General features: G+C 71.1%; 17 protein-coding genes and 1 pseudogene. 6 read left to right on the top strand and 12 right to left on the bottom strand.

The genetic code is table 11. The features are described 5' to 3' along the window. The first annotated feature begins 83 nt into the window (after positions 1-83). The 6 genes from HALOF300_RS03675 to HALOF300_RS03650 all read left to right on the top strand — a co-directional run bounded on the left by HALOF300_RS03675 (position 84) and on the right by HALOF300_RS03650 (position 5,413). A complete protein-coding gene (locus HALOF300_RS03675; protein WP_231954995.1) occupies positions 84-1,112 on the top strand; it encodes an enoyl-CoA hydratase/isomerase family protein in 1,029 nt (342 codons plus the stop codon). A gap of 76 nt (positions 1,113-1,188) precedes the next feature. Beyond that, complete coding sequence (locus HALOF300_RS03670; RefSeq protein ID WP_156739405.1) at positions 1,189-1,914, top strand: histidine phosphatase family protein; 726 nt, start codon at positions 1,189-1,191, stop codon at positions 1,912-1,914. 9 nt (positions 1,915-1,923) lie between these two features. Further along, the gene (locus HALOF300_RS03665; RefSeq protein ID WP_156739404.1) at positions 1,924-2,487 is read left to right on the top strand and encodes a DUF3090 domain-containing protein; all 564 of its coding nucleotides are present in this window, start codon (positions 1,924-1,926) and stop codon (positions 2,485-2,487) included. Continuing rightward, positions 2,484-3,272, top strand: coding sequence for an SCO1664 family protein (locus HALOF300_RS03660; protein ID WP_156739402.1), 789 nt, complete (start codon positions 2,484-2,486; stop codon positions 3,270-3,272). The genes HALOF300_RS03665 and HALOF300_RS03660 overlap by 4 nt, the downstream gene beginning before the upstream one ends. Before the next feature lie 414 nt (positions 3,273-3,686). Continuing rightward, positions 3,687-4,610, top strand: a complete 924-nt coding sequence (locus HALOF300_RS03655) for an ABC transporter ATP-binding protein (RefSeq protein ID WP_331716203.1) — start codon at positions 3,687-3,689, stop codon at positions 4,608-4,610. Beyond that, a complete protein-coding gene (locus HALOF300_RS03650) occupies positions 4,607-5,413 on the top strand; it encodes a hypothetical protein (protein ID WP_156739401.1) in 807 nt (268 codons plus the stop codon). The genes HALOF300_RS03655 and HALOF300_RS03650 overlap by 4 nt, the downstream gene beginning before the upstream one ends. Before the next feature lie 18 nt (positions 5,414-5,431). Here the strand turns inward: HALOF300_RS03650 and HALOF300_RS03645 are convergent, their stop codons facing one another. The 12 genes and pseudogenes from HALOF300_RS03645 to HALOF300_RS03590 form a co-directional block, all read right to left on the bottom strand. Continuing rightward, positions 5,432-6,202, bottom strand: coding sequence for a CPBP family intramembrane glutamic endopeptidase (locus HALOF300_RS03645; RefSeq protein ID WP_197522281.1), 771 nt, complete (start codon positions 6,200-6,202; stop codon positions 5,432-5,434). Between the two features lie 103 nt (positions 6,203-6,305). Then, positions 6,306-7,199 (bottom strand): annotated as a pseudogene (locus tag HALOF300_RS03640) (IS5 family transposase). A 62-nt stretch (positions 7,200-7,261) separates the two neighbouring features. Beyond that, positions 7,262-7,936: a response regulator gene (locus HALOF300_RS03635; protein ID WP_156739397.1), complete on the bottom strand. Its 675-nt coding sequence runs from the start codon at positions 7,934-7,936 to the stop codon at positions 7,262-7,264. After that, complete coding sequence (locus HALOF300_RS03630) at positions 7,929-9,221, bottom strand: sensor histidine kinase (protein ID WP_156739395.1); 1,293 nt, start codon at positions 9,219-9,221, stop codon at positions 7,929-7,931. The genes HALOF300_RS03635 and HALOF300_RS03630 overlap by 8 nt, the downstream gene beginning before the upstream one ends. A gap of 58 nt (positions 9,222-9,279) precedes the next feature. Beyond that, positions 9,280-10,308 carry an endonuclease/exonuclease/phosphatase family protein gene (locus HALOF300_RS03625; RefSeq protein ID WP_156739393.1) on the bottom strand — a complete coding sequence of 343 codons (1,029 nt, stop codon included), beginning with the start codon at positions 10,306-10,308 and terminating at the stop codon, positions 9,280-9,282. A gap of 163 nt (positions 10,309-10,471) precedes the next feature. Then, the gene (locus HALOF300_RS03620) at positions 10,472-11,752 is read right to left on the bottom strand and encodes a multidrug effflux MFS transporter (RefSeq protein ID WP_156739391.1); all 1,281 of its coding nucleotides are present in this window, start codon (positions 11,750-11,752) and stop codon (positions 10,472-10,474) included. A 72-nt stretch (positions 11,753-11,824) separates the two neighbouring features. Further along, positions 11,825-12,814 carry a LacI family DNA-binding transcriptional regulator gene (locus tag HALOF300_RS03615; protein WP_156739389.1) on the bottom strand — a complete coding sequence of 330 codons (990 nt, stop codon included), beginning with the start codon at positions 12,812-12,814 and terminating at the stop codon, positions 11,825-11,827. A gap of 21 nt (positions 12,815-12,835) precedes the next feature. Further along, positions 12,836-14,467, bottom strand: coding sequence for a type 2 periplasmic-binding domain-containing protein (locus HALOF300_RS03610; protein ID WP_156739387.1), 1,632 nt, complete (start codon positions 14,465-14,467; stop codon positions 12,836-12,838). Between the two features lie 78 nt (positions 14,468-14,545). Continuing rightward, the gene (locus tag HALOF300_RS03605) at positions 14,546-15,451 is read right to left on the bottom strand and encodes a carbohydrate ABC transporter permease (RefSeq protein ID WP_156739385.1); all 906 of its coding nucleotides are present in this window, start codon (positions 15,449-15,451) and stop codon (positions 14,546-14,548) included. Beyond that, positions 15,448-16,467, bottom strand: a complete 1,020-nt coding sequence (locus tag HALOF300_RS03600) for an ABC transporter permease (protein WP_156739383.1) — start codon at positions 16,465-16,467, stop codon at positions 15,448-15,450. Before HALOF300_RS03600 ends, HALOF300_RS03605 begins: the two co-directional genes overlap by 4 nt. Further along, on the bottom strand, positions 16,468-17,802 hold the full coding sequence (locus tag HALOF300_RS03595) for a polysaccharide pyruvyl transferase family protein (RefSeq protein WP_156739381.1): 1,335 nt from the start codon (positions 17,800-17,802) through the stop codon (positions 16,468-16,470). A gap of 155 nt (positions 17,803-17,957) precedes the next feature. Beyond that, a complete protein-coding gene (locus HALOF300_RS03590) occupies positions 17,958-20,210 on the bottom strand; it encodes a hypothetical protein (RefSeq protein WP_156739379.1) in 2,253 nt (750 codons plus the stop codon). Positions 20,211-20,355 lie beyond the last annotated feature (145 nt).

Below are 20,355 nucleotides of genomic sequence, written 5' to 3'. Positions count from 1 at the left end.
CCCGCCTGACGACGATGCCCGCGAGGGTGGACCGCGCGAGCACCAGTAGCATCGGAGCGCGGCAGGACGAGGGGTGGAGCATCGTGGAGTTTCGTGCAGCGAGTGACGATTCCGACGAGGTACTAGTCGCCGTGCAGGGATCCCTCGGCAGGCTCCGCCTGAACCGCCCGCGCGCGATCAACGCCCTGACGCCGGGCATGATCGGCACCCTCACGACCCTGCTCGAGGAGTGGGCCGCCGACGAGCGGATCACCGCCGTCGCCCTCGACGGCGCTGGGGACCGCGGACTGTGCTCCGGCGCGGATGTCCGCGCGATCCGCACCGGTCTGCTCGACGGCACCGGCGACGCGGCCGGGTTCTTCCGGGCGGAGTACGCCCTCAACGCGCTGATCGCCGACTACCCCAAGCCGTACGTGGCGTTCATGGACGGGATCGTGATGGGCGGCGGCATCGGGCTGTCGGCACACGGCTCGCTGCGGCTGGTCACCGAACGCACCCGGGTCGCGATGCCCGAGACCGGGATCGGCCTGTTCCCGGACGTCGGTGCGTTGTTCGTCCTGTCCCGGGCGCCGGGCGAGCTCGGCACCCACCTCGCGCTCACCGGTAGAGCGGCCGGCGAGGCGGACGCGATCGCGGTCGGGCTCGCCGACACCCTCGTCGACTCCGGGTCCTGGCCGACGATCGTCGCCCGGCTGGCCTCCGGTGAGGACCTCGACGCCGCCGTCGGCCAGACCGCGCCGGCCGCACCCTCGACGGCCGAGCGCGGATGGATCGACCGCTGCTACGCCGGAAATGACGCGGCTGCGATCCTCGAGGCACTCCGCCGGGCTCCCGAGTCCGCCGCCCGCGTGGCCGGTGACCTCCTGGCGGCGCGGTCCCCGCTGTCCGTCGTGGTGACGCTGGCGGCGATCAGACGGGCAGCCGAACTCGGCTCGGTCACCGAGGTGCTCGCCCAGGACCTCCGCGTCGCGACGGCGTTGATCGCCGCTCCGGACTTCGTCGAGGGCGTCCGGGCCGCGCTGGTGGACAAGGACCACCGGCCGCGCTGGCAGCACGCGTCGCTCTCCGAGGTGGACGGCACCGAGGTGCGCGCGCTGGTCGCCGGAGCCTGAGCCACATCGACGCCGATGGCGATGCCGATGCCCCGGACGGCTTCACCGTCGGCTCCGCACCGTAGGCTCTACGTCCATGGCCACCCTCCTCCTCGTTCGACACGGCCGCACCACCGCGAACGCGAGCGGTGTGCTCGCGGGCAGGACGCCCGGTGTCGAACTGGACGAGATCGGCCGCGCCCAGGCCCGCAGCACCGGGGAGCGTCTGGCTCCGGTGCCACTCGTCGGCGTCGTCACCAGCCCGATGCTGCGCTGCGAGCAGACCACCCAGGCGATCCTCGACGCCCGGTCGTCGAACCCGGGGGTGTGGACCGACGCGGCCCTGACCGAGTGCGACTACGGGCAGTGGCAGGGTCTGACGCTGAATGACCTCGTCAAGGACGACCTGTGGCCGATCGTGCAGCGGCAGCCGTCCGCGGTGACCTTCCCCGGCGGGGAGTCCATGGCAGCCATGCAGGCACGCGCCGTCACCGCCGTCCGGCAGCGCGATGCCGCGTTCGAGGCGGAGCACGGCCCAGGGGCGGTCTGGGTGGCCGTGAGCCACGGGGACCTCATCAAATCCGTCCTCGCCGATGCCCTCGGCATGCACCTCGACCTGTTCCAGCGGATCAACGTCGGGCCCGCCTCCGTGTCGATCGTGCAGTACACCTCGACCCGTCCGAACGTCGTCGCCGTCAACACCGACGGCGGCGATCTGACCTGGCTCGCGAAGTCCAGCACCACGACCGCGGCCGTGGCTGCGGTCGGTGGTGGCGCGGGCACGGCGGCGGGCTCGAGCCACTCGAGCTCGACACGCTCGTAGCATGGAGTCATGACTCCCCTCGTCCACGGATTCGACTGGCCCGACCGCTTCGTCGTGGGCACCGTAGGCCAGCCCGGCGCGCGCACGTTCTATCTCCAGGCCCGCGCAGGGTCGCAACTGGTCAGCGTGGCGCTCGAGAAGGAACAGTCCGCCGCGCTCGCCCTCAAGATCGACGAGGTACTGGACCGGCTGATGGCCGAGGACGGTAACCCGTTCAGCGTGCCCGAGAAGGCCCCGGAGGGCCTCCTCGACCACGAGCCCCTGGACGAGCCGGTCGAGGAGCGGTTCCGCGTCGGCACGATGAGCCTCGGCTGGGACCCGACGACCGCCCAGATCGTGATCGAGGCGCTCCCGCTGGCCGGCTCCGAGGACGAGGAGGCCCTCGAGGAGTTCGACCCGGAGGATTTCGAGCCCGAAGAGGTCCTCCAGGTCCGGATCCCGGTCGGCTCGGCTCGGGTGTTCGCCCGCCGGGCCCGGGAGCTGGTCGGTGCGGGCCGGCCGATCTGCCCCCTCTGCGGCGCCCCGATCGAGGGCGACGAGCACGTCTGCACGCTGCCCGACTCCTTCAGATGAGCGAGGTGTCCACCGGCGCGGCCGACGCCGGCACGCTGGCCGAAGGTGAGCTGGAACTGGTCGGCCGGATCAGGGAGGCCTCGAACGCCACGTTCGTCGGCCGGATCGACGGCGTGAGCGTCGTCTACAAGCCCGTCGCCGGCGAGCGCCCGCTCTGGGACTTCCCCGACGGCACGCTGGCCCGGCGCGAGGCGGCCGCCCACGCGCTGTCGGAGTCGTTCGGATGGGACGTGGTGCCCAGGACCTGGCTGCGCGACGGGCCGCTCGGGCACGGGATGGTGCAGGTGTGGTGCGAGCCAGACCCGGCCCAGGACCCGGTGGACCTGGTCCCGGCCGACGCGGTCCCCGAGGGATGGCTCCACGTCTTCGACGGCCTTGACGAGGATGACCGCATCGTGTCCCTGATCCACGAGGACTCGGCGGCACTGCGCCGGATGGCGGTCTTCGACATCGTCGCGAACAACGCCGACCGCAAGGGCGGTCACATCCTCCCGACGGCGGCCGGCCACCGGTACGGCGTGGACCACGGACTCGCGTTCCACACCGAGCACAAGCTCCGGACCGTCCTGTGGGGCTGGCTCGGCAAGGACCTCGATGCCGACGAGGTGGCCGGCGTCGAGCGCGTCCGGGCGAGCCTGGCCGGCGACCTCGGCGCCCTCCTCGGCGAGCTGCTCACCCCCGACGAGGTGGAGGCGACGGCGCAGCGTTGCGACGCACTGCTGGCGCGGGCCCGCTTCCCCGCACCGGCTGGGCAGATGCCAGCGGTCCCGTGGCCGCCGTTCTGACCCTGGCCCCGCTTCCCGGTGCGGTTGCCGGTCGAGGTCGGTCCCGAATGCTTCGACACGGGCGTGTCCGTCCTGGCGCTCGCGTCGGGCGAGACTAGGGCGTGTCTCCTAAGTCACACCAGTCTTAGTTCTCTTGGGCTGCCCAACAACAGGAGGCCGTGCTGCAGCAGGCGGAACGTGACTTGCAGAGATGGCGACTCCACGGTCGAAGGTGTACTTGGTAGCGCCTTTGCGTGGGCGTCGTCGGGGACTCTGGTTCTGCCGGGGCTGCACCACACGGACGCTTGTGTCGTCGAAGGTGGTCGTGCGCCGTCTCGTAGGGCCCGGTAGGTTTCGCTCGGGCCTCGCCGAACGGGTGGGATGCACAGGACTGTGGGGAACAGGCATGGCGGGTGCGGCGAAGGCGTCTCTGGGGTGCGCCTCGTGATCGAGCTGGAGAACGTCACGAAGCGGTACGGCGACAAGCTCGCGGTCGACGACCTCAGTCTTACCGTCCGCACGGGGCGGGTCACGGGGCTGCTCGGCCCCAACGGCGCGGGCAAGTCGACGACCATGCGCATGATCCTCGGCCTGCACCGGCCGACCAGCGGCACGGTCCGCGTCGACGGGCGTCCGTTCGCCGACGACCCGGCCCCGCTGACGGCGATCGGGGCGATGCTCGACGCGCACGCCGTCCACCCGGGTCGCAACGCGCGCGCCCACCTCCGGTCGATCGCCCTGACGCACCGGCTGCCGGCGCGGCGGGTCGACGAGGTGCTCGAGCTCACCGGCCTGAGCGCCGTGGCGAACCGGAGGATCGGCACCTACTCCCTGGGGATGGGCCAGCGTCTGGGGATCGCCGCAGCGCTGATCGGCCGGCCGCGCACACTCGTGCTCGACGAGCCGGTGAACGGGCTGGACCCCGACGGCGTGCACTGGGTGCGCGAGCTCGTGCGCTCGCTCGCCGCCTCCGGCACGACGGTGCTCGTCTCGAGCCATTTGATGAGCGAGATGGCGCAGACCGCGGACGACCTCGTCGTCCTGGGGCGCGGCCGACTCGTCGCGGCCGGGCCGCTGGACCAAGTCGTCGCGAACGCGACGACGGGGAGCGTTCGGGCCCGGGTCGCGGGCGACCCGGACGCCCTGGCTGCGGCGCTCGCCGAGGCGGGCGCGGGCGTCGACCGCGCCGACGACGGCGTGCTCACCGTGACCGGCCTGGCGAGCGAGCACGTCGGCGCCCTCGCACTGAGCACGGGGACCGTGCTCGCCGAGCTCGTCCCGCAGCAGGCGTCGCTGGAGGAGGCGTTCTTCGCCCTGACCAAGGATGCCGTCGAGTACACCGCACCGGAGGCGTCATGACCGCCCAGACCGACCCCGTCCCCGCCACCGGCGACGCGGGCGTCCGCCTCGTGTTCGGCGGCCTCCTGGCGTCCGAGGCGCTCAAGGCCTGGAGCCTGCGCTCGACCCGGTGGCTCGTCGCTCTCGCGCTCCTGCTGCCGATCGGCATCGCGGTCGTCACCGTGCTCACCGGACGATCTGCCGTCTCGAGCCACGCCGAGGCGCTGGGCGCGGTGCTCGGCGCGGTGGCGGACACCAACTACGTCCCGCTGCTGCTCCTCGTGTCGTTCGGCACGCTCCTCGGCACCGCCGAGTACGAGCGGGGAGCGGCCACCACGACCTTCGCGGTCGTGCCGCGCCGGACGCCGGTCGTGCTCGCGAAGGTCGTCGTGGTCGTCGTGACCGCGTTCCTCGCGTCGCTCGTCTCGGGTCTGGTCTCGTTCCTGCTCTGCTCGGCCCTGGTGGACCCACCCGTCGGGCTGTCCGACCCCGACGTGGCTCGGGTGCTCGCCGGGACGTCTCTGTTCCAGGCGGCGGCCGCCGCGATCGCGCTCTCCGCCGGGCTCCTGCTGCGCTCGAGCATCGCCGGGGTCGCGGCGGCACTCGGCTTCATCTTCGTCGTCCCCGCTCTGCTGCAGGCGATCCCGGTGGCGGCGGGCGTCTGGTTCGCCCGCACGCTGCCGGGGCCCGAGTCGACCGTGCTGGAGGTTCCCTCGGTCTCCAGCGGTCCCGGAGCGCTCACGTGGAGCATCGTCGCTGTCGTGCTCTGGACCGCCGCGACGGTCGCCATAGCGTGCGTCGTCGTGCGGCGCCGAGACGTGTGAGGCGACCGGTACACCGGGTCAGGCCGGTGCGGCCTCCGGTGCGCGGTCGCCCGTACCCTCGCGCGCGTCTCGGGCGGCGAACCAGAACGTGGCCAGTGTGAACACACCACCGAGGAGCACGAGGATCGTCAGCGGGTTGGAGCCGTCGGACACGTCGAGCGTGAACACCGAGAAGTCCCAGGCCCCGTGGAGGGCGATCGCAGCGAACAGCGAACCGGTGACGCGGCGCAGGACGTAGAACGTCAGCCCCTGCAGGAACGCCTGGCCGATCTGAGGGATCGTCTCGGCGACGGACTGGCCGAGGAAGATGTTGATGCCGTGCATGAGCCCGAAGGCCGCGCTCGACACCAGCGCGACCCAGATCTCGCGCGTACTCCCGCGCAGGCCAACGAGCAGGAGCCCGCGACTGGTGAGCTCCTCGTTGAAGCCGACGACGATCCCGAGCGCGAGCGCGGCGAGGATGAAATCGGCCCCGACGGCCGACCAGTCCGTCCCGACCAGGTTCCCGACCAGGGCCACGAGGAGCAGCGCGGGCGCGATGATCGTCCACTTCGCCCGGGTGGTCCGGCGCTCACGCAGGGCCGGACGCCACCAGCCGAGCCAGCTCGTGACGATCGCGACGACGACGGCGCCCAGGACCAGCGAGACGACAGCCCCGCGCCAGAGGTTGCTCGCCGAGTCGCCCCATTCTGTGTACGGGACGCCGCTGGCCGCCTGGACGACGACGACGACCACCAGGTAGAGGGCCCAGGCCGCCAGGCCGATCCACGCTCGAGGCTGCACGCGCACGGGCATCTCCTTCTCCTACAGCGTCATGACCGCACTGGTCTGCGCCGATACTGGCACGAGCCCGACGCGACAGCGAGAGGACTGCAGCTGAGAGTCAGGTCGCTCAGGAACTGCGCAGCCAGGTGACGATGGCCGCTAAGACGGCTCCGGCGCGGTAGATCACCGCATTCTTGTCGTAGCGCGTCGCCAGGGCGCGCCACTGCTTGAGCAGGTTGAGGGAGCGCTCGACCACGTTGCGCCGCTTGTAGCTATCGCGATCGAGCTTCGGCGGTCGCCCGCCCATGGAGCCGCGTCGTTTCCGGTTGGCCTGCTGGTCGGACGGTTCGGGGATCACCATCTTGATGCCGCGCCGGCGCAGCATTGCCCGGTTGGCGCGCGAAGAGTACGCCTTGTCTCCGAGCACCGCGTCTGGCCTGGTTCGTGGGCGTCCCGCGCCCACGCGCGGCACCCAGATGTCCGCCAGCACGAGTTCGAGCGCGCGCCCGTCGTGCGACTGCCCGGGCGTGACCACCACGGAGAGAGGGCGCCCGCGCCCATCGACTGCATGGTGGATCTTGCTCGTCAGTCCGCCGCGAGAACGGCCGACGCCGTGACCTGCGGGTTCACTGTTGACGGCCCGTGCGGCTCTGCTTGTGATTCGATGTCGCCCCCTGTGTCCTGCTTCGGGCGGGTCGTGTTCGTCGCGTGCTGGTGGACCCGGTTGATCGTCGAGTCCGCCGACACGGTCCAGTCGATCTCACCGGCGGCGTCAGCCTCCGCCATCAACTGGGCCAGGACCCGGTCCCATGTGCCGTCCCCGGCAAACGTCTTGTGCCGCTTCCACGCCGTCTGCCACGGCCCGAACGCCTCCCGAGGCAGGTCACGCCACGGGATCCCGGTCCGATACCGGTGCGATGCCCTCGACCACGGTGCGGTGATCACCGAACGGGCGACCGACCTTGCCCGCGTTCGACGGCAGCAACGGTTCGATCCGCTCCCACTGCTCGTCCGTCAGGATCTGGAACCGACTCACGGCCGCGAGTCGGCCGCCCAGCTCACCGCGGAGTTGGGAGACACGCCCTAGTCCGCCGCCGGCACGAACCCCGAGGTGAACGCGACGACTACGGCCTGCGTGCGGTCCCGGACCCCGAGCTTGGCGAGCACGTTGCCCACGTGGGTCTTAACCGTCTCGACCCCGAGGTAGAGCTCGCCGGCGATCTCCGCGTTGGACCTGCCGGCGGCCATCAGCCGCAACACTTCACCCTCACGGTCGGTGAGGCCCGCTCCGGACAGGCCGTCCGCCGTCGGGCTCTGCCGGCCGCGTGCCAGCCGGCGCAGCGCCCGCGGGAACAGCACCGACTCCCCGCGCGCGACCACCCGGATCGCATCCAGGACCTCCTCCGGCCGGGCCCGCTTGAGCAGGAAGCCACTCGCCCCGGCGAGGAGTGCGTCGAAGACGTAGTCGTCGTTCTCGAACGTGGTCACGACGATCACCCGCGGCCCGCTGCCCGCGCGCTCACTGCGTTCGACGACCGCCCGGGTCGCGTCGATGCCGTTCACGCGCGGCATCCGCACGTCCATCAGGACCACGTCCGGGGCATGGCGGGCGACGGCGTCCGGCACGTCGGCGCCGTCGCCCACCTCGGCGACGACGGTCAGGTCGTCCTCGCCGTCGACGATGATGCGCAGCCCGGTGCGCACGAGGGCCTCGTCGTCGACGATCAGGACGCGGGTCGGTGCCGGCAGTTCAGTCATCGGCGTGCTCCAGAGGTGGGTCGGTCAACGGCAGTGCTGCGATGAGGCGCCAGGTTCCGTGGGCAGCGACCTCGTCGCCCGTGCGGTCGGGCCGGGGCGGGGCAGGGCCGGCGCGCAGGGTGCCGCCGACGAGGGTGAGGCCCTCGCGCAGGCCGGCGAGCCCGCGACCACCGGCGCGGTCGCCCGGGTCCGGGGCGGTGCTGGCCACGCGGTTCGTGATCTCGACCCGGACCGCCTCGCCCGGGCGGGTGACGGCGATCGTCACCGGGTCCGCGCCGTGCCGCAGGGCGTTCGTGAGTCCTTCGCGGATGACGGCGTACGCCTCCCGGCCGACCACGAGCGGTATGCCGTCGAGCGCCTGGGGCAGTTCCAGGTGGACGTCCCGCCCGGTCAGCCGCGCCCGCTCGACGAGTTCCGCGGCCCCGGCGAGGGTGGGTACCGGTGCTCGGTCGGGAACGTCGTCGGCATCCGTGCGGAGCAGGCCGAGCACCCGGTCCAGGTCGGCGACGGCGGCCCGGCCGGTCTCCTCGATCGCGGCGAGCGCCGTGCGCGCGACCTCGGTGCCGCCGACCGGGTCCCGGTCGAGCGCCCGGGCCGCGGCGGCTGCCTGGAGCGTGGTGATGGTCAGCGCGTGCCCGACCGAGTCGTGCAGGTCGCGCGCCAGCCGGTTACGTTCGGCCAGGGTCCGCGCCTCGAGCTCGAGGGTCGCGATCCGCTCCGCGGCGGACGGGCCCAGCAGCCGGGGTGCCAGGATGCGCAGCACCGCGCCGCCGAGGTAGTAGGCCGCGCCGGTGGCCGCCAGCATGAGCACCCCGATGACGATGGCGAACGGCCAGGGCACGTCGGCGAAGATGCCGAGCAGCTGGCCCATCACGAGGCCATCGGCGGAAGTCCGCAGGATCAGGACGATGCCCACGGGCACGGCGGACAGCAGCACCATGGTCGCGGCGGCCCCCACGAGCAGGTGGGCCGTGTACCAGAGCGCGCCCCGCCAGCGCGCCTCGTTGGAGACCGGGCCGACCGGCAGCGGCACGTCCACATCGAGGAACGCGCGCACGGCCTGGATCTCCAGGGTCCGGACGCCGAGCAGCACAGGTGGGCTCAGCGCGATCACGGCCGCCACGGCCACGAGGATCCAGATGATCACGGGCGGCAGGCTCGGGTCGCCGAGCATCTGCATGAAACCCGTGACGAGCACCGCGTAGGCGCCGAACATCAGGCCGCCGATGACGCAGAACACGGCCCGCCGGGCGGTCGTCTCCGCCAGCAGTCGCACGTGTCCCATGGACCCGAGTCTGGCAGGGCCAACCCGTGCGGCGCCTCCCCCGCGGGAGTGGTCCGAGTCAGTCCAACGGGAGCAGCCGGATCAGCACCCCCCTGTGGTCGGTGCCCGGGACCTCCACGACGGCGCCCGCCGTCACCTCGAAGTCGGCCGGATCGATCAGGACGTGATCGATCGTGGTGCCCAGCAGGGCCGGCATCCGCACCGGGTACGTGGCCACGCCACCGATCCCGGCGAGCACCGAGGCGTCCACGCAGGGTGCGATGGTCCGCATCGAGGCATGGTCGAGGGTGGCGTTGAAGTCACCCGCGACGATGCCACCGGGCGTCTGCGCACACAACGGTGCGACGTCGGCCACCTCGTCGCGCCACGTCTGCAGCGATTGCGGCCGGGCGAACGCGGAGCGGATCCCCGGCGGAGACCGCGGGTGCACGGCCGTGATGGGCGGGCCGTCACCGTTCACCGGGACGATCCGCACCACGCTGCGCTCCGCGGAGGCGACCTCCTCGTACTCGCCCATCCGCTCGCTGACGAGGATGCCCGTACCGTCCGGCTGGGACAGGTCGCGGGTGCCCGCGAACACCTCGAACCGGTCCCCCTCGGCCGCGAGCGCCGCCGCGATCTCCTCGAGCACGTCCGCCCCGGACTCCGGCAGGACCAGGACGTCCACGCCCGCCTCGCGGACGAGTGCCACGAGGTCGGTCGTGTTCGCGGCTCCGCCACGGACGTTCAGGTTCAGGATCGTGATCTCGCCCGCGGCCTCGGTCGCGGCCGCCGGGACCTCCCCGGCGCTCAGCCCGCGCGAGGCCAGCACCGCTCCATGCCCCACCGCCGCCAGCGCGAAGATGACGACGGCGCTGATCAGCCTCGGTGCGCCCCCGCGCCAGCGGTGGACCCCGGCCGCGAGCAGGCCGGTCAGGACCGCGGCGACCGCGAACCCCAAGACGAGCCACGGTCGCAGGGCGATGAACTGGGTCGCACCGTTCACCGTGGACAGGTTCATCCCGGCCGCGCCGAGCCGCGCCGGGTCAAGGGTCGCGGCGACGGCGACCGTGAGGAGGGCGACGGCGATCCACCCGAGTATGCGCATGGCTCGATGATCGGCCACGGCGAGGCGCCCATGGGCGCGAATGGCTCGATGGCCCGCGGACCTTCACGCGACCCGACCATTCACTGCGCGATCAGCGCGTCCGGCGACTGCCGCGCAGGAGCGCTCGGCCGCACTCGGAGCGGAGCGGAGGCGACCATCCGGCTCAGGGTCGCGCGGGCTCCACCTGCTCGTCGAGCTCGGCGAGGACCGGCGCCGGCACGGCGTCACTGCTCGTGCTCGCCCACCCGCGCCGGACCGCGAGCAGCAGCACCCCGGAGATGGTGATGACGCCGAACATCACCCCGGCCATCGCCGTCGGGCCTCCTCCGAAGAGGCTGCTCACGGGCGAGATCAGCGCACCCATGACGAAGCCCATCGCGCCGTTCAGGGCGGCCGCGGAGCCGGCCCGGTGACCGTTGTGCTCGAGCACGATCGCGGGCACGGACGGCATCACGAAGCCGACGGTGCCCAGCGTCGGGACGAGCAGCGCCACGAGCGGGAGCAGGCCGGAACCGTGTGCGGAGACGGTCGACGCCACCACGAACAGGGCGATCGAGAGCACCCAACCGACAGCGATCGCCGTCGTCACGATCCGTTCCGGGCGGAACCGGGAGACCAGGGCGCCGTTGATCTGCGACCCGATCGTCACGGCGAGCGCGCCGGCGCCGAAGATGTACCCGAACTCGCTCGCGCTCAGCTGGAAACCCTCCTGGAACACGAACGTCGAGGACGCCACGTAGGCGAACATCGCACCCATGTAGAACGCACCCATCAGCACCACGCCGATGAAGGACCAGTCGGTGACGAGGGACCGGTAGGACGCCAGGGCGGCACGGGTCCCACCCGTGCGGCGGGCCGCGCGGGGCAGGGTCTCCTTCAGGAAGAACGCGGCCAGCACGAAGAGCATGACCCCGAACAGGGCGAGCACGCCGAACATCGTGCGCCAGGACCCGAACCGCAGGATCTGGGCGCCGATCGTGGGCGCGAGGATCGGCGCCACGCCCACCACGAGCATCAGCCGGGAGATCACCCGGCTCATCCCGATCCCGGAGTAGGAGTCACGCACCACGGCCATCGCGAGCACCATGCCCGCGGCGCCGCTGAGCCCCTGCACCACGCGTGCCACGGTGAGCAGCTCGATCGAGTCCACGCCGATGATGGCGACCGACGTCACGACGTACACCGCCAGTGCGATCAGCAGCGGCCGCCGTCGCCCATAGGCGTCCGAGAGCGAGCCGAGCAGCAACTGACCGACCGCGAGGCCTGCGAGGGTCGCGGTCATGGTCAACTGCACCCGGGCGTCGGTGGTGCCCAGGTCGGTCACGATCTGGGGGAACGCAGCGAGGTAGAGATCGATGGTGAGCGGGCCGATGGCCGTCAGCGCGGCCAGCAGCAGCACGAACGAAGCACTGATCCGCTCGCGGGTCGGCGCGGGGAGGGTCATGGAGGAGCCAACGGAGCCGCGCAGGGTGTTTGTTCCCGCTCCCGGCGCCGTCCCACGATCCGGACGCGTCGATCAGGCGGTGGACTGGCGCTCGATCACCCGGGGCAGCGGCGCTGTGATCGTGCGCGACTCCACGGGCTCGCCGGTCAGCGCGGCGTGCATGAGTTCGACCCCGACCCGGCCGAGCTCGTAGAGCGGCATCTCCAGCGTGGTCAGGCTCGGCCGCAGGTCTGCGGCGATCGCGATCTCGTGGTAGCCGATCATGGCCAGGTCGTCCGGCATCCTGAGCCCGGCGTCGCTCACCGCGGCGAGGACCCCGACGGCGGTGGTCGAGTTGTTCACGAGCACTGCGGTCGGGCGCTGGTCGAGCGCGAGCAAGGTCGGGAACGCCTCGTACCCGTCGTGTGTGCCCTGCTGGCTGTGGATGACGTAGGCGTCGGGCGTCGGCAGTCCCGCCTCCCGCAGCGCCCTTCGGTATCCGTCGACCCGCTCCTGCTGGTAGCGCGTCTGGCCGAGGTATGCGATCCGCTCGTGGCCCTTGTCGATGAGGTGCCTGGTCGCCACGTACGCGCCGAGCTCGTCCTGGACCGCGACCCAGTGGTCCCGTTCCGAGGTCCCGTCCAGGATGACGATCGGTGCGCCGCCCGCGCGGATCTCCGCGAGCAGCCCCGGGCTCATCGTGCTTGCCGGCCGGATCAGCGTGCCGTCCACCTGTCCTCCGCCGACGAGTCGCTGCAGCATCAAGGAACCGGAGGTCACCCGGATCCCGTCGCCGAGGAGCACGCTGTACCCGTGCGCGTCCGCGGCGTCGTAGATGCCGTCGACGAGGCGGTGGTAGACGGGATTCTCCAGTTTCGGCAGGACCATCGCGAGCACGCCCGTGCGCTGCAGGCGCAGCGCACGGGCGGCGTGATTGGGTACGTACCCGGCCTCGTCGACCGCCCGCTGCACCCGCTCGCGGGTGGACTCGGAGACCCGCACGTGCTTGCTGCCGTGCAGGACCGCGGAGACCACGGACGGGGACACGCCCACGGCCGCCGCGATCGACTTCACCGTTGCCATCTTCGGATCCTAGGCCGCCGGTCAGGCCTGCGCCGCGAACGCCGCCTCGTACTCGTCCTTGAGGTTGTTGCCCACCTCGAGCATGTAGTCCTCCACGGCGGTGGCCCAGGAGCTGACGGGCTGCCGGCCGGCCAGGATCTCGTCACGGGCGTCACCGAGGGCGGTGCCGGCGGAGGCTCCGGCGGTGACCGCGGTCTCCGAGTACAGCCCGGTGGTCGGGTCCGGGACGATCAGCGGCGAGGCCTTCGCCATGAACTCGAACTGCTGGTCGACGGCGTCCGGGTTGCCCGGCTCGTACAGCACCGACGGCGGCTCGGAGAGGTAGCGGAGCGGGAGTGTGGTCTCGGCGGCGCCGAGGCTGGTCAGGACCGGGTCCGATCCCTCGAGCGTGTAGTTGACGCCCTCCACACCGAACTTGCGGGCCAGGAACTCGGTGCTGCCGAACGGGGATGCGAGCCAGTTCAGGATCCGCAGGAGCTCGGCGATCCGCTCCGGGTCGTCGGTCGGCTTGAACGCCATGAACCCGGCCGAGAAGCCGCTGCCGCCACGGACGCTGTCGCCCCCGTCCCGGCCCGGGGCGACCTGACCGGTCATCTGGAAGCCCTCGATGCCGGCGCCGGCAACGAAGAACTTCGACCAGCCGGCGTACCCGCCGTACGCGAAGCAGGTGGTGCCGTTGTTGACCCACTCGTTGCGTTCGGTGTTCTGAACGGCGGCCGAGTCGGGGTGGAACAGCCCGGCCTCGATCATGGCGACGGTGTCCGCGAGGGCCTGCTCGTAGGCCGGCGAGGCCTGGGCGTAGGAGAACTCGCCGTTCTCCTCGACCCACGCGTTCCCGACGCCGTTCATCTGGGCGACGTGGGAGAGCAGGCCGCCGGGGTCGCCGAACGCCCACTGGCTCTTGCTCGCGTCCGTGAGCGTGGTCGCCATCTCGACGAATTCCTCGTAGCTCTTGGGGTCGGTGTTCGCGCCCCGCTCGATGAGGAGGTCGTTGCGGGTGTAGAGCACGCCGCCGATGGGTGAGCGTGGGATCGGCACGCCCCAGATCGCGTTGTCGAAGATCGCGGTGCGCCAGGTGCCCTCGGGGATGGCAGCGAGCGCCGGGTAGTCCAGCACCGCGTCCCCGGAGAGGTGTTCGGTGAGGTCCGCGAAGGTGGCCGCGAGCATCGCCGGCATCTGCTGCTGCACCGTGCGGATGTTGATCATGTCCGGCAGGTCACCGCCGGCGATCGTGGTGGCGAACTTCGCGTCGTAGTCGGCGGAGGGGCTGTAGGTGATGCCGAGGTCCGTGCCGAGCAGGGAGTTGATGTTCTGCCAGTGCTGGTTGTTCGACAGCTCCGGGGCGATCGGGTCGTAGGTGTAGGTCATCGCCGTGATCGATCCGCCGGACCCAGGGGTCTCGGTGGTCGCCGCGGTCGGGCTGGCCGGGTAGGTGTAGTAACCCGGCAGGGAGAACTCCGAGTCCGCGGGCAGGTCCGGTGCGGCCACCTCGAACGCCTGGTAGGTGGGGAGCACGGTCGAGGCGTCGGGGGTGGCCCCGTCGCCGGTGCCGCCGCCTTGCGGCGGAGCCGAGCCGTCGGGACCGCAGGCGCTCAGGGCGCCGACGCCGGCGAGTGCGGTAAGTCCGAGGAAACTCCGTCGATCGATCTTCATTGTCGTTTCACCTCTCTGTGACAACGGTGCTGCAGGTTGGTTGGGGGTTTGGTGGAGCTGGGGGGTAGGTGGAGCAGGTCAGCCCTTCACGCCGCCGATGAGCAGGCCCTTGGTGAAGTGCTTCTGGATGAACGGGTAGACGATGAGCATCGGGAGCACCGAGATGAGCAGGATCGCCATCTGGATCGCGACCTGTGGCGGCAGACTCGAACCCTCCATGGCGAGGTCGTCCACCCCCATCGGGGTCTCGTTGACCACGTAGGTGCGCAGCACCAGCTGGAGCGGCCACTTCTCCGGCGAGTTGATGTAGAGCAGTGCATTGAAGAAGCTGTTCCAGTAGGCGACCGCGTAGAACAATGCGATGACGGCGATCACGGCCTTGGACAGCGGCAGCACGATCCGCGTCAGCACCAGGAACTCGCCGGCGCCGTCGATCTTCGCGCTCTCCATCAGTTCCGCGGGCAGGTCGAGGAAGAACTCCCGCATCACGATCACGTTGAACGCGTTGATCAGCACCGGCAGGATCAGCGCCCAGTAGCTGTCGATCAGCCCGAGCTGCTTGACCACCAGGTACATCGGGATCATGCCGGGGCTGAACAGCAGCGTGAACAGCACGGCGAGCAGCATCGGCTTCTGGGCGTACATCGAGGTGCGGCTGAGCGCGTAGGCGAGCCCGATGGTGCACAGCACCGACAGTGCGGTGCCCACCCCGGCGATGCCGAGACTGACGATCACGGAGCGGGTCACGACGCCCCCGGAGAGCACGGCCCGGTATGCGTCGAGGGTCGGGTCGGTCACCCAGAATACGAAGCCACCGGCCCGGGAGATCTCCGCCTGGCTGGCCAGGGACGTCGAGATGACCGCGATGAACGGCAGGATCACCGCCAGGCAGGCCGCGCCGAGGACCACCGCCCGGCCGCCGCGGGCGAGCAGGCTCGGCCGGCCGAAGACCAGGTTCGAGCGGGTCACTGTGATGTCGCTCATCTCGAGTACACCCCCCGCTCCCCGAACACATGGGCGAGTTTGTTGGCGCCGAGCACAAGGACCACGCCCACCACCCCCTTCACGAGGCCGACGGCGGCCGAGGTGCCCCAGTTCCCGCCGACGATGCCGTTGTTGTAGACGTAGGTGTCGAGCACCTCACTGGCCGCCTTACCGACCGCGCCCTGCTGCAGGATGATCTGCTCGAAGCCGACCGTGAGGGCGTCGCCGAGGCGCAGGATGAGCAGCAGGATGAAGACGCTGCGCACCGCCGGCAGGGTGATGTGCCAGGTCCGGCGCCAGGCACCGGCGCCGTCCATCGCAGCTGCCTCGTAGAGGTTCATGTCCACGCGGGACAGCGCGGCGAGGAAGATGATCGTGCCCCAGCCGGTGTCCTTCCAGATGACCTGGGAGGTGATCAGGAGCTTGAACAGTTCCGGCACCCCGATGATCGAGAACGTCGCCATGTCATGTTCCCGGAAGAACGTGTTCAGCATCCCGGCATTGCCGAGGACCTGCTGGAACAGCGCCACCACGATCACCCAGGACAGGAAGTGCGGCAGGTAGAGCACCGACTGGACGCCCCGCTTGACCCGCTCGCTGAGCACGGAGTTCAGCAGCAACGCCAGGGCAAGGGGCAGCGGGAACACGAACAGGACCTGGATCAGCGTGATGATGAGCGTGTTCGCGAGCGCGTTCAGGAACCTCGGATCGCCGTTGAAGATGACCGCGAAGTTGTCGAGTCCGACCCACTCACTCTGGGAGATCCCGAGGAACGGTTGGAAGTTCTGGAACGCGATGACATTGCCGAGCAGCGGGAAGTAGTGGAACAGCGCCACCACCGCCATTCCCGGCAGCGCGAGCAGGAGCAGCATCCGGTCCCGCTTGATCCGGGCCAGGGCGGTCCGGTTCGCGTTGGGCGACGGCCGCTTGGGCTTGCCCTTCGCGGACTCTGGCGAGCGCGTCCGCGCCCGGTTCGGTCCGGGCGTCTTCGCCCGATCCTTGATGGTCTCGGTCATCTACACACCTCCGACGGGTACTTCGGACATCGCCTCGCCGATGTCGGCAGCCGCGCCGCCGTCGGTCTCAACACGCCCGACGGCGGTGCGCGCCATCTGCGCGAGGCGTTCGGTGGCCGCGGCGTGGGTGGCCACGACCCGCTCGGCCGGGCGACTGCCGCGGGTTGCGGCGACCTCGTCGAGCAGCCCGGTCAGCCGCGCCGGGGTGTCCTTGGCCTCGATCTCGACGACCGTCTCACCCACCCCGAGGTCGGCATACATCCGGCCCTTGATCGTCTCGGTGGGCTGGCGAAGGTAGATCGATGGGGTTCCGACCGTGGTGGCAAGGATCGGGGAGTGGCAGTCCATGGTGAGCACGCCCGCGGCCCGGGCGTAGACGGCCGTGGCGGTGGGTAGGTCCCAGTAGTCGGCCAGCACCCGCACGTGCGGGGCCACGTCGTCCGGGAGGATCCGGGGGAAGTAGTCCGCGGCCAGGTCGACGGCGTAGCTCATCTCGGGCCCGACGAGCACCGGGGTGCCGGTGCTGCGCACCCAGTGCGTGATCGCCCCAGCCAGCACTTCCAGATCCGCGGGGTCGTGTGCGGCGTTGACCGCGTCCCGGTAGTGGTGCGACCGGGTGGGCGGGATGCCGTGGATCCGGTGGTAGGGCGCGAACCGGGACCTCGGCACGGCCACCAGGAACTCCCCGTGGGTCAGCCGGTGCTCGGTGAGCAGGGCGTCCGCCGCGACTTCGTCGAGGAGGTCGTGGGCGAAGGTGGCGTCCGGTCCCCACTCCAGGAGCGGGCCGGTGACCTGCTGGCGGGTGAGGTAGGCAAGGGTGAGGCTGTCCCGGCAGTAGAGGAACTCGGCGCCGGCGAACAGGTCCCGATCCTTCTCGGACAGGTAGTCGGCCGGCAGCGCCTCGATCTGGGCCGCGGCCTGGGCGAGTGTGCTCGGGGTCTCCGGGCCGAACGGGTCGTAGGTGATCCCGAAGAACCCGTACGGGCGACCGGTCTCCTGCCACGCGCGCATGTCGTCCCCGGCCACCAGACCCGCCGCGGAGCCGTGCACCAGGATGTCCGCCGACGCCCAGGCCTCCGCGAGCTCCGGGGTGGTCGGGTTCCCGGCGGCATCCAGGTCGCCGTCGACGATCCGCACCCACGGCTGCCGCTCGGCGAACATCCGGCGTTCCCGCTCCTCGAGACGACGCGGCCACAGAGTCACCTGCACGTCCTCGCCCAGGGCGCGCAGGACGCCGATGGCGCCGGGCGAGTGGGCCACGTCGCCGATGTTGGCGGTGGCCCAGGAGGAGCGGAGCAGGATCCGGCGGGGTCGGCCGGGTGAGGGGTGGGGCACGGGTTCTCCAGGTGTCGGGGAAGTGGGTCGGCTCGGCGGAGGGTATCCGCGGGGCCGGCGGTCAGGAAACTGTCGCGGTTTGGCTCAGTCGGGTGGTGTTCAGTCAGGCGGTGTCCTGGGTGGTTGCGGATCTGGACTCAGCCGGGCCGCAGGCGTCATGCGGAGTCGACCCGGTGGACGTGGACGCGCGGCGGGCCGCCGTCGCGGGTGGTGGCGATGACGCTCACGGCACGCACGCGCCGGGCCGCCGAGAAGAGCTCGTAGGCGCTCGCGCCCGGCGGGACATCGCGGACCAGTCGGGTGCCGGCCGAGGTGACGATGCGCAGGTCGACCGGCGCGGTGTCGAGGTTGACGGCGTGCACCGCTGCGTGATGCGTGCCGTCGGTCGTCCAGGTCTGGGCGGTCCCGGAGAAGGCGACCGGGCCGGCGACCTGGGCGACCTCGATCGTCGTGATCGCCATGGCGAGGTCGCCTTCGTGGGCGACCCGGAGCAGCGTGTGGGTGTGGGTGCCGCCCGGGAAGTAGGCCCGCTGCGTGGTCTCGACTCCTGCGGCGCGCTCGGTGCCCCAGGAGAACAGGAACCGCAGGTCGCCGCGGGTGAGCGAGAACCAGGACGCCGTGACGTCCGCGGCCCCGCCTGCCTCGACCACCGTGCCGTCGGAGAACTCCAGCACGTCGCCGGCCTGCACCAGCAGGGGCACCACCTCGGTGGCGGCGCCGCCGGCGGCAACCGTGCGCACGATGCCGTCGTGGCGATGCAGCACGTCGGTGGTCACGGCGCCGCCGGCGCTGACGTACCGGGCCGTGAACGGCCCGAGTACCTCGGCGAGGCCCGCGGGGTCGAGCTGTGGTGCGCCCGCGTCCACGCCGTCGTGGAACGTGGCCACGAGGTCGGTCAGGGCGGAGTCGGTGCCCGACGCCGTCATCGTGGTCCAGTGGTCATCGGCCACGTTGTTCAGCGACAGCACCACCGTGCCGGCGGTCGGGTGCCAGAGCAGTCCGGTACCGGACCGGATCCGGTCGTTGAAGCGTCGGCCGAGCAGGCTCGCGAGGTAGTAGCCGGGCCGGCGCACGAACAGCAGCTGCTGTTCGACGGTGCCCTCGCGGCACTCGGTGAAAGTCTCCTCGGCGACCGGTCGCAGGTCAGCCGTCAGCGCCTCGAGCTCGGTCCGGCCAAGGTTCTCCGGCGCGATCGGCACGTGCATGTACAGGCGCGGCGAAGCGTTCGGCTTGACGAGCGGCGGGATCGGCTCGGTGCTCGCTGCCCACTCCGCACGCGAGGCTGCCTTGTCCTCCCGGGATGAGGCGTACAGGCCGAGGTTCGGCACCTCCGGCAGGAAGGCGCGGGCCAGGGCGTAGCGGTCGCGGGAGTCGTCCGGGTAGAGCGTGCGGGTGCTCGTGGAGTTGCGGGCCGAGGCGGCGGCGAAGTTCACCCAGCCGGGCGCCCCCGGCTCCGGCAACATCACGTACTGGGCGAAGTCGGCCCACCTGCGAGCCATGTCGACCAGTTGGGGGTTGCCGGTGAGCAGGTGGAGGTCGGCCAGGTCCGGCATCATCACGTCGAGGTTGTAGCCGTTGTCGTAGATGAGTGGGTCGTGGAAGTAGCCGGCCGGTGCCTGCCCCTGCGCGGCGAGCAGCGCGATCCGGTCATCGAGGTCGGCCGCCAGCTGTGGGTCGCCGATGACGACCGACGCGTGCCCGACCCCGGCGAGCCCGCCGACGAGTTGGTTGGTGACCCGCAGCGGCGTGTCCCAGTGGCTCAACGAGGTGTCCATCAGCCACTGGGCGGCGTGCCGCATGGAGGCCTCGAGCTCGATCTGACGATCCGGGAGCAGACTCTCGGACTTGAGGTCGCGCTGCAGGTTCCCGAGGGACACCAGTCCGAACCCTGTGGTCGCGAGGCTCTCCTCCTCGTAGGTGACCGGCCACGCGCCGCGCGGCCCCTGCAGGCCGAGGTAGTAGCCGATCGCCGCGTCGAGCCGCGCCTCGAGGTTGGGGTCGAGGTAGTAGGGGTTCCAGGGGCGTTCGTTCACGAGGAACCAGGACAGGGTCGACACGTGCTCCATGATGCGGGAGTTGCGCGGGTGGTTCGGGGTGCGCCACCAGCCGTCCTCCATCCAGCCGAACAGTTCGGGGTCGTCATCGACCACGCTGTTCGCGAGCGGCGCGAGGATGAGCAAGTACTGGCCGAACACCTGCTCGTTCGGCGCGAACGCGGTCCGGTCCGGGGCGCCGTCCGGTAATGCGTCGACGAGCGGCAGCACGGTCCCTTCCGAGGTGGCCAGGGCGCCGGGGGCGGCCAGGGAGTCCGCGCCGAGGGCCGCGATGGTGGCGGCGCCGATGCCGAGGAAGCCGCGACGGGACAGCGGCGGGAGCGCTGTGGGGCCGAACGACTGACGCTGGGACATGGAGACCTCTCCTCTGCGGCATTGCACGAAAGGGACCGACCGGCTGATGCAACGTTGCCATCAGCCCATCGGATGCAAGGTTGCATCACTGGGACGGGGCTGTCAAGGCCCAACTTGGCAGAGTGTTCTCCCCCGCCCCCCCGAC

It is taken from the genome of Occultella aeris, assembly GCF_902703175.1.
Lineage (GTDB): Bacteria > Actinomycetota > Actinomycetes > Actinomycetales > Beutenbergiaceae > Occultella > Occultella aeris.
This window is presented reverse-complemented; position numbering and strand designations above follow the sequence as displayed.

Bases quoted from the DNA above. Each gene is read 5' to 3' on its own strand.
- HALOF300_RS03670 (WP_156739405.1), top strand. From the start codon at position 1,189: ATGGCCACCCTCCTCCTCGTTCGACACGGCCGCACCACCGCGAACGCG.
- HALOF300_RS03665 (WP_156739404.1), top strand. From the start codon at position 1,924: ATGACTCCCCTCGTCCACGGATTCGACTGGCCCGACCGCTTCGTCGTG.
- HALOF300_RS03660 (WP_156739402.1), top strand. From the start codon at position 2,484: ATGAGCGAGGTGTCCACCGGCGCGGCCGACGCCGGCACGCTGGCCGAA.
- HALOF300_RS03650 (WP_156739401.1), top strand. From the start codon at position 4,607: ATGACCGCCCAGACCGACCCCGTCCCCGCCACCGGCGACGCGGGCGTC.
- HALOF300_RS03635 (WP_156739397.1), bottom strand. From the start codon at position 7,936: ATGACTGAACTGCCGGCACCGACCCGCGTCCTGATCGTCGACGACGAG.
- HALOF300_RS03630 (WP_156739395.1), bottom strand. From the start codon at position 9,221: ATGGGACACGTGCGACTGCTGGCGGAGACGACCGCCCGGCGGGCCGTG.
- HALOF300_RS03625 (WP_156739393.1), bottom strand. From the start codon at position 10,308: ATGCGCATACTCGGGTGGATCGCCGTCGCCCTCCTCACGGTCGCCGTC.
- HALOF300_RS03620 (WP_156739391.1), bottom strand. From the start codon at position 11,752: ATGACCCTCCCCGCGCCGACCCGCGAGCGGATCAGTGCTTCGTTCGTG.
- HALOF300_RS03615 (WP_156739389.1), bottom strand. From the start codon at position 12,814: ATGGCAACGGTGAAGTCGATCGCGGCGGCCGTGGGCGTGTCCCCGTCC.
- HALOF300_RS03610 (WP_156739387.1), bottom strand. From the start codon at position 14,467: ATGAAGATCGATCGACGGAGTTTCCTCGGACTTACCGCACTCGCCGGC.
- HALOF300_RS03605 (WP_156739385.1), bottom strand. From the start codon at position 15,451: ATGAGCGACATCACAGTGACCCGCTCGAACCTGGTCTTCGGCCGGCCG.
- HALOF300_RS03600 (WP_156739383.1), bottom strand. From the start codon at position 16,467: ATGACCGAGACCATCAAGGATCGGGCGAAGACGCCCGGACCGAACCGG.
- HALOF300_RS03590 (WP_156739379.1), bottom strand. From the start codon at position 20,210: ATGTCCCAGCGTCAGTCGTTCGGCCCCACAGCGCTCCCGCCGCTGTCC.